This window comes from Cellulomonas sp. McL0617 (assembly GCF_049994875.1).
Lineage (GTDB): Bacteria > Actinomycetota > Actinomycetes > Actinomycetales > Cellulomonadaceae > Cellulomonas.
Map to the genome: position 1 here is coordinate 488400 of NZ_CP188256.1, position 12949 is coordinate 501348.

The window sequence follows — 12949 nt, forward strand, 5'->3', positions numbered from 1 at the left end:
CCTCGGCTACCGACGCACCAGCGACGTCAGGGACTCGACGGCGGGAAGGAGCTGGTCGAACGAGCGCTGGTACAGCGCCGTGTCGCCGCGGAAGGGATCGACGACGTCGTCGTCAGCGGGCCGAGAGGACGGCAGACCGCGCCGGCGCTCGGCCAGGGGGACCAGGGCGCGCAGCCGGTCGGCGGTCGTGGCGTTGGCGCCGGGGAGTGCGGCCGGGTCGACGTCGGCCGCGAGCCGGGCGAGCTCGCGCAGGGTGAAGGTGTGACCGACCGCTCCAGGCACGAGCTCGACGATCGCCGACCGGTGCCTGCGCGTCATCGCCAGGACGAGGCCGGCGGACCGGACCATCGACGCCTCGAGCTGACGGCTGGCGAAACCGGACGGGTCGGCGCCGTGCTCCTCGACGAGCTCGGCCATCGCGCGAGTCATCGACCGTCCCACCAGAGCGCCCGTGCCGGCCGAGCCGATCTCGATCGCCGGCATCAGCGACCCCACCGCCGGACGCCCCTGGAACGCCGCGCCGAGCCGAGTGGACAGCAGGCGCTCGACGGCGGGGGACCGGCAGACGTTGCCTGTGCACACCACGAGGACGCGCAGCGGCGCAGCCTCGTCGGTGGGGTTCATGCGGCCATCATTCCTGGTCAGCGGTCCGCTGCCACGCCCTCTGACCCGATCGAGTGGCAAAGATCAGCCGGTGGAGGGGACGCGCCGCCGAGCCATCCGCCACCTCACCAGGTGCAGTCCGAGCACGCCGAGCGCCGCCCCGAGGGTGTTGACGACGACGTCCTGCACGGTGGCGACCCTCGTCGGCAGAAAGAAGAGCTGCGCCAGCTCGATCGCGGCGGACAGGCCGAACCCGAGCAGCACGACGAGCCACCAGCGCCGCACGAGCAGGCCGACGAGCACGCCGAACGGTACGAACATGACCACGTTCGCCCCGGCCTCGAGCCCCGCGTAGGTGAGCGGGATGCCCGTCCGGGACAACCAGGCGAGGACGGATCGGACCAGGTCGAACGTGCTGGACGGAGCGGGTGCGGGCCAGAGGGTCAGCCGCGCGACGAGCGCCAGGTAGACCACCAGAGCGGCGACGACACGACGCCGGGTGGGAGGCTGGAGCACGTCAGGGACCGTAACAGGACGCGTTCACCCGTCCGGCGGCGTCGGGAGAGGATCACCCGACGAGGTCTGCGACCGTCCAGGTACATTCGTCGGAATCCACCACAAAGGGGCAATTCGTGCGACTTTCCGTCATCGGCTGCGGCTACCTCGGGGCCGTGCACGCCGCGAGCATGGCGCAACTGGGTCATGACGTCGTCGGCATCGACGTCGACGCGCACAAGATCGACGCGCTGCGCGAGGGGCGCGCACCGTTCTACGAGCCGGGGCTGCCCGAGCTGCTCACGCAGGCGAGCGCGACCGGACGGCTGTCGTTCAGCACGGACATCGCCGACGCGGCCGGCGCCGACGTCCACTTCATCTGTGTCGGCACCCCGCAGGTGCACGGCGAGTTCCGCGCGGACCTGACCTACGTCAACGCCGCGGTCGAGGCCCTGCGCCCGCACCTACGGGCGGGCGACGTCGTCGCGGGCAAGTCGACCGTCCCGGTCGGCACCGCCGAGGCGATCGCGGAGGTCCTGGCCGACACGGGCGCGGTCCTCGTCTGGAACCCGGAGTTCCTGCGCGAGGGGTTCGCGGTCCAGGACACGCTGCACCCCGACCGCCTGGTCTACGGCTTGCCGACGAACGGCGATGGCGAGCCGACGCTCGAGGGCGTCAAGGCGCAGGCCGTGCTCGACGAGGTGTACGCGGCCCCTCTGGCGGAGGACACCCCGCTCGTCGTGACGGACTACGCGACGGCGCAGCTGGTCAAGGTGGCCGCCAACTCGTTCCTGGCGACCAAGATCTCGTTCATCAACGCGATGGCGGAGCTCTGCGAGTCGACCGGGGCCGACGTCACGCGCCTGGCCGACGCGATCGGCTACGACGACCGCATCGGACGCCGGTTCCTGAACGCGGGCCTGGGCTTCGGCGGCGGTTGCCTGCCCAAGGACATCCGCGCGTTCATGGCCCGGGCCGGAGAGCTCGGCGTCAGCGACGCCCTCGGGTTCCTGCGCGAGGTCGACTCGATCAACATGCGTCGACGGGTGCGGGTGGTGGACCTGGCCCGCGAGGTGTGCCACGGCTCGATCGTCGGCCGCCGCATCGCGGTCCTCGGGGCTGCGTTCAAGCCCGACTCCGACGATGTCCGCGACTCCCCGGCGTTGTCCGTGGCCGCCCAGATGCAGCTGCAGGGTGCCCACGTCACCGTGACGGACCCGCAGGCCATCGCCAACGCACGCGCCAAGTGGCCCGACCTGCACTTCGCCGACACCGCGCTGGAGGCCGCAGCAGGGGCGGATGTCGTCCTGCTCGCCACCGAGTGGGCGGAGTACCGCGCGCTCGACCCGCACGAGCTCGGCCAGGTGGTGGCCCACCGGCGCATGCTCGACGGGCGCAACGTGCTCGCGCCCGCGCAGTGGCGCGCGGCCGGCTGGACGTACCGGGCCCTCGGCCGCCCCTGACGACCCCGTCGCGACCCGGGCGACGGATTCGTCGCGACGAGACTCGCGCGCACGGTTCGTCGCGACGAACCGTCCGGCCGAACAGAGGCTGGTCGTCTACGATTTTCGTTACGCAAGGTAATGACGTATGCTAACGACCATGCCTTCGACCACGCCCGACCCGACCGGCGACCTGCGCATCGCCATCGGTCAGGCGTCGCGCCGGATCCGGGCCGAACGCGGTGGCGCCGGCCTGGCCGACCCGCAGTACACGGTCCTGCTCTGGCTGAACAAGAAGGGTCCGCTCACCCCCGGCCAGCTGGCCGAGCTGGAGCGCGTCCAGCCGCCGTCGATGACGCGCACCGTCAACTGTCTGACCGACCTCGGCCTGGTCTCGAAGGCGCCGCACCCGACCGACGGCCGCCAGGTCGTGGTCACGCTGACCGAGAGCGGTACGGCAGAGGTCGAGGAGACCCGCCGCCGCCGCAACACGTGGCTGGCCGGCCAGCTCGACGCCATGACACCCCACGAGCGCCAGGTCCTGACCGACGCCACCGAGCTCCTGCGGAGGATCGCCCAGGCATGAGTCCCACGTTCTCCTCGCTGCAGTTCCGCAACTACCGTCTCTGGTTCGCCGGGGCGCTGGTGGCGAACATCGGTACCTGGATGCAGCGGGTCGCGCAGGACTGGCTCGTGCTCACGCAGCTCTCCGACGAGTCGGGCGTCGCGGTCGGCATCACGACGGCGCTGCAGTTCGCCCCGGTGCTCGTCCTGTCGCCGTGGGCCGGGCTGCTCGCGGACCGGGTGGACCGCCGCAAGCTGCTGATGGCCACCCAGTTCGCGCAGGGCGTCCTCGCCGCCGGCCTCGGCCTGCTCGTGATGTCCGGGGACGCGCATCTCTGGCAGGTGTACCTGTTCGCCCTGACGCTCGGCTGCGTCACGGCGATCGACGGGCCGGTCCGGCAGACGTTCGTCGCCGAGCTCGTCCCGCCGGCCAAGCTGTCCAACGCGGTCGGCCTGAACAGCGCTTCGTTCAACGCGGCCCGGCTGATCGGCCCGGGCGTGGCCGGTCTGCTGATCGCGGCGGTGGGCACCGGCTGGGTGTTCCTCATCAACGCGGCGACGTTCGCGGCGACGATCTTCGCGCTCACGGCGATGCGCACCGCGGACCTGCGGCCCATGCCGACGGTGGTGCGCGCCAAGGGCCAGCTGCGCGAGGGCATCGCGTACGTGCGCGGGCGTAGCGACATCCTCGTGATCATGGTGGTCGTCGGCGTCGTGTCCACGTTCGGCCTGAACTTCCAGCTGACCAGCGCCATGATGGCCCGCACCGTGTTCGACAGAGGTGCGGGGGAGTACGGCATCCTGGGCTCCGTGCTGGCGATCGGCTCCCTCACCGGTGCCCTGCTGGCGGCCCGCCGCGAGCGGCCACGGGTGCGGCTGGTGATCGGCTCGGCGTTCGGGTTCGGCATCGCCACCGGCGTCATGGCCCTCATGCCCACGTACCCCTCGTACGTGGTGGCGTGCATCCCGGTGGGCCTGGCCAGCCTGACGATGATGACGGCGGCCAACTCGACCATCCAGATGACGACCGACCCCGCTGTACGAGGGCGGGTGATGGCGTTGTACATGATGGTCTTCCTCGGTGCGACGCCCATCGGCTCCCCGATCGTCGGCTGGATCGGCCAGGCGTTCGGGCCGCGCTGGGCGATCGGGATCGGCTCGATCACCGCGCTGCTCGTGGCGACGGGCGCCGCCCTGTGGGCGCGGTGGAAATGGGACGTGCGTGTCCGCTACAGCGTCCGGACGCGGCCGCACCTCGAGGTCGTGAGCCCCCGCGCCGACGCCGCCGCACGTCTCGGCGCGCAGGAGGCCGCGGACCAGCAGGCGGCAGCCTGAGAGTCCGGCCCGGGTTCACCCGCGGCGCGCGGGTGAACCGGCCCCGCGCGTGCCCGACCGGAATGTCCGACATGTCAGGATCGGGTGGTGAGTGCCGATGTCGACGAGCCGCAGGTACCCGTGGTCGTCGCGCCCGACGACGGTCCGCCGCCTGCGACCGACCGGCACCGGCACGGCCGGCGCACGCGGCGCGTCCTGCTGAGCATCGCGGCGCTCCTCGGCGTGGTCCTCCTCGCCGGCTGCTGGGTCGCCTTCCGGGGCTATCAGGCGGGCAGGGCGCTGTTCGCCGCGAAGGACGTGGTCCAGCAGGTGCAGACCGACGTCCGCGACGGAAACACGGAAGCGATCAAGGCGCGACTGCCGGAGGTCCAGGCCCAGCTCGGCACAGCCAGCAGCGCCACCAGCGACCCGGTATGGCGGCTCGCCGAGCACGTACCGGGCATCGGACCGCAGCTGCACGCCGTGCGGGTGGTGTCGGTCTCGCTGGCCGACCTGGCCCACGACGCTCTGCCGGCCGTAGGACAGATCGACGCTGTGCTGCACGCGCAGGAGGCCCCGGGAACGGACGGTCGCATCGACCTGGCGCCGTTGGTGGCCGCGGCCCCCGACATCGTCGACGCCGCCTCCGCCGCCCACCGGGCACAGGACGCGATCGGCGCGCTCGACACCGCCCGGCTCGTGCCTCAGCTCGCCGCTCCGGTGTCGCAGCTGCAGGGCGACTTCGGTCAGGTCGTCGACTCCCTCGACGTCGGCGCGCAGATGGCGACGCTCATGCCGAGCATGCTCGGCGCGGACGGCCCGCGCACGTACCTGCTGGTCTCGCTCAACTCGGCCGAGCTGCGCAGTGCCGGCGGCATCGTCGGGGCGTTCGCGGTCCTGCAGGCGAACGACGGCGCCGTCGACCTCGTCTCCCAGGCGACCACCGCGGACCTGCCCGGCATCGCCGAGCCGATCCTGCCCCTTACGCCCGAGGAGCTGCAGGTGGACACCCCCCGACTGGGCCGATGGGTGCAGGACGCGGTGCTGACCCCGGACTTCCCGCGCAGCGCGCAGCTGCTCGCCGCGCGCTGGGAGCGCGACATGGGCCAGCACGTGGACGGCGTCATCGCGACGGACCCGGTGGCGGTGTCCTACCTGCTCGGCGCGACGGGCCCGGTCGCGCTGCCGGACGGGTCGACCATCGACGCCTCGAACGTGCTGCAGGTGCTGCTGCGGGACACCTACCTGAAGGTCGGCGACGACGGGGCGGCCGGCGACGCTTTCTACACCAGCGTCGCCGCCACGATCTTCCGGGCCGTCGGCGGCGGCCAGGGGAGCTCGCGCGACGTCGTCGACGCGCTCACCCGCGCGGGCTCCGAGGACCGGCTGCGGGTCTGGTCGGCCCATCCGCCGGAGCAGGCGAGGCTGGCCGCGACGAGCGTCGGTGCCGCGTTCCTCACCGGACCGTTCCCGGACGCCGCCGGTGTCTTCCTCAACGACGGCACCGCGGGCAAGCTCGACTACTACCTGACGTCCAAGGTGACCGTCGAGGACCTCGTGTGCACGGGCCCGACGCCCACGGCGACGGTCCGGCTGGACCTCGACTACGCCCCGCCCGCAGACGTCGGCACGTTCCCGAAGTACGTGACCGGCTGGTCCGGTACGGCCCTGCCGGTCGGCTGGCTCGCCACGAACGTCACGGCCTACTCCCCGGTCGGGGCCCCGCTCGACGCCGTGCGGAAGGACGACGGGTACGTCTTCGGGGAACCGGCGACCATCGCGGGACGCAACGCGCAGGTGGTGACCTCCTGGCTGGCCCCGGGTGCGCACGAGACCTACCGGTTCCAGGTACCGGTGCGCGACGGGACCGTCTCGGTGTGGACCACGCCGACGATCACGTCGCCCGGCAAGGTCGTCGCGACCTGCGGCTGAGCGGCTTCCCCTGGACGACCCGCGCGGCGCGAGGCAGAGACGAACGTCACCCGTTGGAAGTCCGAAATCACCCGTTTCGCCCCTGTGTATACCGATCTGCGCAGTGAATGATGGGAACCGAATTGTCCGATTTGCCAGCCGACAGGGGCGAAACCATGGTCAGGCTCGTCAGGGGCGCGGTCGCCGCGTTCCTCGCCATCTTCGTCGCCGTCGTCTGCGCGGTGCCGTCCTCGGCGACCGATGTGGCCCCCACCCAGGCGGCGACGGTCTCGCCGTACGGGTGCCTCGGGGCGGTCGACGCCTACGGCGCCCCGTTGGCGTGCCAGCTCGCGGTGCACGTCATCACGCCGATCTGCGACAAGGACGTGCCCAAGCTCAAGTACGACATCCAGGCCGTCGGTTCGCCGAACACGGTGGTCAAGATCACGTTCCTGAACCCGAACGGCCCCAACGTGGTCTACGCGGACCAGCCGCTGTCCGGAACGGTGCTGTGGCCCGGAGCCGTGGTCGGTCCGGACGGTCGCGGAGCGGACTGGCCGGGCTGGCGCCAGCTGGCCGACGGTTCCTGGGTCCAGGGTGACGAGTTCGACTGGGTGCGGCCCGACGTGAAGGTCCTGTTCCAGGTCAACCCGGAGGCCACGGTCACCGTCGCCTACCCGCCGTCCAGCCCGACCTGCGCGACCAACCCGCCGACGACCGAGGTGCTCGCCGAGGGCGACGTCACCCCCGTGTCGAACGTGCACCACGACCCGACCGCCGCCGTGCTGTCCGCCACCGGTAGCAACGACGCCCCGCTGCTGTTCGCTGCGCTCGGGTTCGTCGTGATCGGTGGAGCAGCCGTCACGCTCGTCGCGATCGCTCGCCGGCGCAAGGGCCAGGACGCCTGACCCGCTCGCGCTGCACAGCCTGACGCCCGCCCCTGTCCGCAGGGGCGGGCGTCGTCGTCCGGGCTCAGAGCAGCTGGTCGACCACGTGGTCGATGCACGCCGTGAGCGCCAGGACGTCGTCCGGGTCCACGGCGGGGTACATCGCGACGCGCAGCTGGTTGCGACCGAGCTTGCGGTAGGGCTCGACGTCGACCACGCCGTGCGCACGCAGGATCTTGGCCACCGTCGGCGCCTCGATCGACGCGGCGAGGTCGATCGTGCCGACGACGTTCGACCGGATCGAGGGATCGGCGACGAACGGGGTGGCCCAGTCGCGCGCCTCGGCCCACCCGTACAGGTGCCCCGCCGAGGTCGCGGTCCGCTCGGCAGCCCACGGCAGGCCGCCGTTCCCGAGGATCCAGTCCAGCTGCTCGGCCAGGAGCACCAGCGTCGCGATGGCCGGCGTGTTCAGGGTCTGGTCGAGGCGCGAGTTGGCGAGAGCGGTCGTGAACGACAAGAACTCCGGCACCCAGCGCTCCCCCGACTCGATGCGCGCGGCCCGGTCGATCGCCGCGGGCGAGGCGGCCGCGATCCAGAGCCCGCCGTCCGAGGCGAACGACTTCTGCGGCGCGAAGTAGTAGACGTCGGTCTGGCCGACGTCGACCGGCAGGCCACCGGCCGCGGACGTGCCGTCGACGAGCACCAGCGCACCCTGCTCCCGCGAGCCGGGCACGCGTCGCACGGGCGCGACCACGCCGGTCGAGGTCTCGTTGTGCGGCCACGCGTAGGTGTCGGCGCCGTCGACGAACGCCGGCACGGACACCTCGCCCGGCGGGACGGCGCTCACCACGGGTTCCGCGAGGAAGGGTGCTCGAGCGGCCGCCGCCGCGAACTTGGCACCGAACTCACCGAACGTCCCGAACGCCGCGACGTCGTCGACGAGGCACAGGGTGGCGACGTCCCAGAACGCCGACGAGCCGCCGTTGCCGAGCACGATCTCGTAGTCGGCGGGCAGGTCGAGCAGTGCGGCCAGGCCGGCGCGCACGCGACCGACCAGGGCACGTACGGGCGCCTGCCGGTGCGACGTCCCCATGAGCGCCGCGGAGGAGCCGACCAACGCCTCGAGCTGCGCGGCGCGGACCTTGGACGGTCCGGAGCCGAAGCGGCCGTCGGCGGGCAGCAGGTGAGCGGGGATGGTGATCGCTGATGCGGCAGCGGCGTGGTCGTCGGGCACGAGGCGAGGATAGGCGGTCGGGGCCCCGCAGTGTCGGCTGGACCAACTAGCCTGTGCTGCAGCACGGTGACGCGACGTTGGAGGCTGCAGCAGTGAGCGACCTGATCGACACGACGGAGATGTACCTCAAGACGATCTATGAGCTCACCGAGGAAGGCATCACCCCGTTGCGGGCCCGCATCGCCGAGCGGCTCGGGCACTCGGGGCCGACCGTCTCGCAGACGGTGGCGCGCATGGAGCGTGACGGCCTGGTCGTGGTGAGCGGCGACCGGCACCTCGAGCTCACCGGCGCGGGCGCGGCCAAGGCCGTGCGGGTCATGCGCAAGCACCGGCTGGCGGAACGGCTCCTGACCGACGTGATCGGCCTCGAGTGGCCGTACGTGCACGAGGAGGCCTGCCGCTGGGAGCACGTGATGAGCGAGCGCGTCGAGATCCGGCTCGCCGAGCTGCTCGGCCACCCGCACTTCGACCCTTATGGCAACCCGATCCCGGGACTGGGCGAGATCGGCGAGGAGACCACCCACGAGGGCTTCCTGGACGGCGTGACGTCGCTCGTGGGCTTCGAGGGCGAGGTCGGGGCCGACGGGGTCGAACGGGCCGTCGTCGCGCGCATCGCCGAGCCGTTGCAGGTGGACGTCGAGCTGTTGACGCGACTGGCCGAGGCCGGCGTGCAGCCGCGCAGCGAGATCTCGATCGAGCGTTCCGACGGCGTCGTGACGGTGTCCACCGGCGGGTCCGACATCCTGCTCGACCTGCCCGAGGACGTCGCCCGGCACATCTTCGTCGGGCTGCGCTGAGCGGTCCTCAGGGGTCCGTCGCGAGCGGGGCGCCGCTGGGTGCTGCGTGTGTGCTGGGCGGGTGCTGCGCTGGCCGCTCCTGTGTCCGTCGCGCCACCCGAGCACCCGACCGATTCGACCGTGATGTTCGTCGACGCCACGGGTGACGTCTTCCGGCGGGGCGAAACAGGCGCTCACCTGCGTCGTTGCAGGTCATCGTGAGGGTTGTACCGCGCGATGCAGGACGTCCGTCCAACACAAGGGAAGATTCTCGTGACCGGAACGTGACAATCGCAGCGACCGTCATGTACGTTCGTCCTGCTTCTCCAGAACCCTCCTCTGAGGAAGCCCTTCGAGCGGAGTGCCTAACCCTGCCGCCGCTTAGAGGTTCGCACAAACCGCCGGCAGGGGCGGGGGACCCAATTGCGGGCACCGGAAGTTCGGTGTCCTTGGGGTGAAGTCGCTGAACCGGCCCAGCCGGGGACGTGGCCGGGTGTTCTCCCACCCGAACCCGACAGCTGACCTCGTAGGCCTCAGGAGAGGCACAGCGTGACCGTGAGCACTACTCGCGCCCGCCACCGTGCGGCGCGGCGTCCCTCGACGCCACTGACCGAGCTAGCTTTGGCAGCCACCGGTCAGATCGGCACCGTCGGTCGCCGAACGGCCGTCGTGGCAGCGTCGTCGGGACTCGTCGTCTCGATGCTCAGCTCGCCCGCGTCGGCCACAGCCGGTGACGCAGGCTCGCTGCCCGCCGTCGACACCGCAGCACTGACCGCCTCGGCGCGCGCCGTGCTCGACAGTGCGCCGGTCGTCACCTCTCCCGCCGACGCCACCTGGACGGTCGACATCCCGGCTGTCACGGCCGAGACGCCCCCGCCGCCCCCCACTCCCGCCAAGGCCAAGGCCGCCTCGCGCAGCGCTGCGCGTGCCGCCGCCGTCGCGAAGCCCGCGGTCGCCGCGTTCGCCGTCCCCCAGGCCGTCGCCGGCAATGCCGTCCTCGAGATCGCCGCGAAGTACGTCGGCACGCCGTACGTCTCCGGTGGCACCACTCCCGCCGGCTTCGACTGCTCGGGCTTCGTCGGCTACGTCTACGCGCAGCTCGGCGTGAGCCTGCCGCGCACCTCGGGCGGCATCAAGGCGGCGGGCACGATCATCTCCCGCGCCGACGCCCGGCCGGGCGACATCATCTGGAGCCCCGGTCACGTGGCCCTGTACGCCGGTGGCGACTCGCAGATCGACTCGCCCCGCCCGGGCAAGACGATCCAGTTCCGCGCCATCTGGCAGAGCGCACCCGTCTTCATCCGGATCGGCTGACCTCAGCCGCCCGCTCGACGGAGCCCCGACGACATCGCTGTCGTCGGGCCTTCGCCCTGTCCGGCGCGGGGGCCGGCGCGATGTCCGGCGCGGGGCCGGCGCGATATCCGGCGCCATGCGCACGATGCCGTCGTACCCCGAAGCCCGAGCCCCGGCGCGTAGTCTGGCCGTGCATCACGCTGTTGCTTCGCTTCGCCGGGCCGGCAGCCAGCCGGTCCGACCGCCCGAGGTCGGGAGAACGCCGTGCTCGTGAACGCCCCTGCACTGACCGCCGAGACGACCGGGGGAGCGGACGCCCCCGCCGGTGCTGCGGCGCCCGGCTCGGCAGCCCGCACGCTGCTCCTGAACGCGAGCATGGAACCGTTGTGCATCGTGAGCCTGCGCCGCGCCGTGGTGCTCGTCATGACCGGCAAGGCCACGGTGCTGGAGTCGGACGGCAGGCTGCTGCACTCCGAGCACGTCGCCGTCCCCCTGCCGGTCGTCCTGTGCCTCACGCGCTACGTGCACGTCCCGGTGCGACGGCCCGTGCCGCCCACGCGCCGCACGGTGCTGCAGCGCGACAACCATCGGTGCGCCTACTGCGGCGGGGGAGCGGACACCGTCGACCACGTGAACCCGCGGTCCCGCGGCGGGCGGCACGAGTGGACCAACGTCGTCGCGGCCTGCGTCCGGTGCAACCACCGGAAGGCCGACCGGCTCCTCCACGAGATCGGGTGGGAGCTCCCTTTCGTCCCGCGGGCGCCGCGCTGGTCGGTGGCGTTCGGGACCACCTCGGTCCGCACGGAGCCGCTCTGGTCGCAGTACGTCGTTGCCTGAGCGTCGTGTGGCAGTGGCCTGACGAGCCCGAGGAGGCCCGGTCATGACGAGGGACGACGTGGTCCTCGTGGGGGTCGACGGGTCGTCGGCGAGCCTGCACGCGCTGGACTGGGCGGGTGCGCAGGCCGCGACCCACGGCTGGGGCCTGCGCGTGGTGTGCAGCTACTCGTTGCCGTCGTTCACCGCTGCGTCCCTGGACGGTGGGTACGCCGCGCTCGACGACTCCACCATCCAGCAGGGTGCTCGTGCGGTCCTCGCCGAGGCGACCGCGCGGGTCTCGGGACGCGGCGTGCCCGTCGCCGCCAACGTGGTGACCGGTGACGCCACGAGCGTCCTGATCGAGATGTCGCACACGGTCCGCGCGGTAGTCGTGGGCACGCGGGGTCGCGGCGGGTTCGCCGACCGGCTGCTGGGCACGGTGTCGTCGGCACTGCCCGCGCACGCGTACTGCCCGACCGTCGTCGTCCCGCTGCGGCAGGGCGGCAAGCCGCTGCCCGACGACGTCCCGATCCCGCCCGTCCGGCCGCTCCGCCGCATCGTCGTCGGCGTCGACGGCTCGCCGGCCGCCGAGTACGCGCTGCGGTACGCGATCGCCGAGGCGGAGGTCTGGGGCGCCGAGCTGACGGCCGTCGCCGGCGTCCCGGTGGGCGCGATGACCGGCGTGCTGTCGTGGCTGCCGGCCGCGGTGGACCGCGAGCAGGTGCTGCGCGACGTGACCGAGGGCCTGCACGTCGTCGTCGACCGGGCCCTGGCGGACCACCCGGGTGTGACGGTCAAGCGGCACGCCCTCGACGGCACGGGCGCCGAGCTGCTCACCGAGTTCTCCGTCGCGACCGACCTGATCGTGGTGGGGTCCAGGGGCCGAGGCGGGTTCGCGGGCCTGCTGCTCGGCTCGACGAGCCAGGCGGTCCTGCACCACGCCGACTGCCCGGTCATGGTGGTCACCAACCGCTGCGCGCCGGACGCCGTCGTGGCGAGCTGACCCCACTCACTCCTCGGGTCCCGGGGGGATGTCCGGACGTCGCACGAGCGCCGAGAGCACGACGGTGGAGCGGGTGCGGGACACGAACGGCTCGGCGGCCAGCCGCTCGACGACGCGCTCGAGATGGCGCATGTCGCGCGCCCGCACCTGGACCATGAGGTCGACGTCCCCCGTCACGGTGCTCGCCGCGACGACCTCGGGGTAGCTCTCGACGGCGGACCGCATCGTCGCCGGGCTCGTCGACCCCTGGCAGTACAGCTCGACGAACGCCTCCGTCTGCCAGCCCATCGCCGCCGGGTCGAGGCGGACGGTGAACCCCCGGATCACGCCGCGCTCCCGCAGGCGGTCCACCCGGCGCTTGACCGCGGGCGCGGACAGCGACACCTGCTCGCCGACCTGCGCGAACGTGGCACGGGCGTCCCGGCCGAGCGCGCGCAGGATCGCCGTGTCGAGGGGATCGAGCCCGGTGTCGTCGTTCACCAGCCCATCATGGCCGAGCGGGTCGGCCGATGACGGCCCGACGACGTCTCCCGTCTGCCAATGCCCCATCCGTGCTCAAGCCGGACACTGGGCGTGCCGAGAGGACAGTGGGGCGCCATCTCAGGGCGTCC

Annotated in this window: 13 protein-coding genes and 1 riboswitch; of the genes, 9 read left to right on the forward strand and 4 right to left on the reverse strand. The window is 72.3% G+C overall.

What is annotated here, in order from left to right; genetic code table 11:
• Positions 1 to 6 precede the first annotated feature (6 nt).
• Together ACPPVS_RS02290 and ACPPVS_RS02295 are read right to left on the reverse strand one after the other, a co-directional pair.
• Positions 7 to 624: a low molecular weight phosphatase family protein gene (locus ACPPVS_RS02290; RefSeq protein ID WP_426594353.1), complete on the reverse strand. Its 618-nt coding sequence runs from the start codon at positions 622 to 624 to the stop codon at positions 7 to 9.
• Positions 625 to 687: 63 nt separating this feature from the next.
• Positions 688 to 1119 (reverse strand): VanZ family protein, encoded by a 432-nt coding sequence (locus tag ACPPVS_RS02295; protein ID WP_426594354.1) that lies wholly within the window; start codon positions 1117 to 1119, stop codon positions 688 to 690.
• 116 nt (positions 1120 to 1235) lie between these two features.
• Here ACPPVS_RS02295 and ACPPVS_RS02300 point away from each other — a divergent pair, with 116 nt between their 5' ends.
• The 5 genes from ACPPVS_RS02300 (at position 1236) to ACPPVS_RS02320 (ending at position 7237) form a co-directional block, all read left to right on the forward strand.
• The gene (locus ACPPVS_RS02300) at positions 1236 to 2561 is read left to right on the forward strand and encodes a UDP-glucose dehydrogenase family protein (protein ID WP_426594356.1); all 1326 of its coding nucleotides are present in this window, start codon (positions 1236 to 1238) and stop codon (positions 2559 to 2561) included.
• A gap of 139 nt (positions 2562 to 2700) precedes the next feature.
• Positions 2701 to 3126 carry a MarR family winged helix-turn-helix transcriptional regulator gene (locus tag ACPPVS_RS02305; RefSeq protein WP_426594357.1) on the forward strand — a complete coding sequence of 142 codons (426 nt, stop codon included), beginning with the start codon at positions 2701 to 2703 and terminating at the stop codon, positions 3124 to 3126.
• Positions 3123 to 4439, forward strand: a complete 1317-nt coding sequence (locus ACPPVS_RS02310; protein ID WP_426594358.1) for an MFS transporter — start codon at positions 3123 to 3125, stop codon at positions 4437 to 4439. The genes ACPPVS_RS02305 and ACPPVS_RS02310 overlap by 4 nt, the downstream gene beginning before the upstream one ends.
• An 87-nt stretch (positions 4440 to 4526) precedes the next feature.
• Positions 4527 to 6350 (forward strand): DUF4012 domain-containing protein, encoded by a 1824-nt coding sequence (locus tag ACPPVS_RS02315; protein WP_426594359.1) that lies wholly within the window; start codon positions 4527 to 4529, stop codon positions 6348 to 6350.
• Between the two features lie 155 nt (positions 6351 to 6505).
• Entirely contained in the window at positions 6506 to 7237 is a 732-nt protein-coding gene (locus ACPPVS_RS02320) for a peptidase (RefSeq protein WP_426594360.1), read from the forward strand.
• Positions 7238 to 7301: 64 nt separating this feature from the next.
• Here ACPPVS_RS02320 and serC read toward each other — a convergent pair whose 3' ends face one another.
• Entirely contained in the window at positions 7302 to 8450 is a 1149-nt protein-coding gene (gene serC / locus ACPPVS_RS02325) for a phosphoserine transaminase (RefSeq protein ID WP_426594361.1), read from the reverse strand.
• A 92-nt stretch (positions 8451 to 8542) separates the two neighbouring features.
• Here serC and ACPPVS_RS02330 point away from each other — a divergent pair, with 92 nt between their 5' ends.
• The 4 genes from ACPPVS_RS02330 to ACPPVS_RS02345 all read left to right on the forward strand — a co-directional run bounded on the left by ACPPVS_RS02330 (position 8543) and on the right by ACPPVS_RS02345 (position 12338).
• Positions 8543 to 9247, forward strand: a complete 705-nt coding sequence (locus ACPPVS_RS02330; RefSeq protein ID WP_426594362.1) for an iron dependent repressor, metal binding and dimerization domain protein — start codon at positions 8543 to 8545, stop codon at positions 9245 to 9247.
• A 359-nt stretch (positions 9248 to 9606) separates the two neighbouring features.
• Positions 9607 to 9773: riboswitch (cyclic di-AMP (ydaO/yuaA leader) on the forward strand.
• 74 nt (positions 9774 to 9847) lie between these two features.
• Positions 9848 to 10540 carry a C40 family peptidase gene (locus tag ACPPVS_RS02335; protein ID WP_426594363.1) on the forward strand — a complete coding sequence of 231 codons (693 nt, stop codon included), beginning with the start codon at positions 9848 to 9850 and terminating at the stop codon, positions 10538 to 10540.
• A 354-nt stretch (positions 10541 to 10894) separates the two neighbouring features.
• The gene (locus ACPPVS_RS02340) at positions 10895 to 11356 is read left to right on the forward strand and encodes an HNH endonuclease (RefSeq protein ID WP_426595864.1); all 462 of its coding nucleotides are present in this window, start codon (positions 10895 to 10897) and stop codon (positions 11354 to 11356) included.
• A gap of 43 nt (positions 11357 to 11399) precedes the next feature.
• Positions 11400 to 12338 carry a universal stress protein gene (locus tag ACPPVS_RS02345; protein WP_426594365.1) on the forward strand — a complete coding sequence of 313 codons (939 nt, stop codon included), beginning with the start codon at positions 11400 to 11402 and terminating at the stop codon, positions 12336 to 12338.
• A gap of 6 nt (positions 12339 to 12344) precedes the next feature.
• Here ACPPVS_RS02345 and ACPPVS_RS02350 read toward each other — a convergent pair whose 3' ends face one another.
• The gene (locus tag ACPPVS_RS02350; protein ID WP_426594366.1) at positions 12345 to 12818 is read right to left on the reverse strand and encodes an Lrp/AsnC family transcriptional regulator; all 474 of its coding nucleotides are present in this window, start codon (positions 12816 to 12818) and stop codon (positions 12345 to 12347) included.
• Between the last annotated feature and the right edge of the window lie 131 nt (positions 12819 to 12949).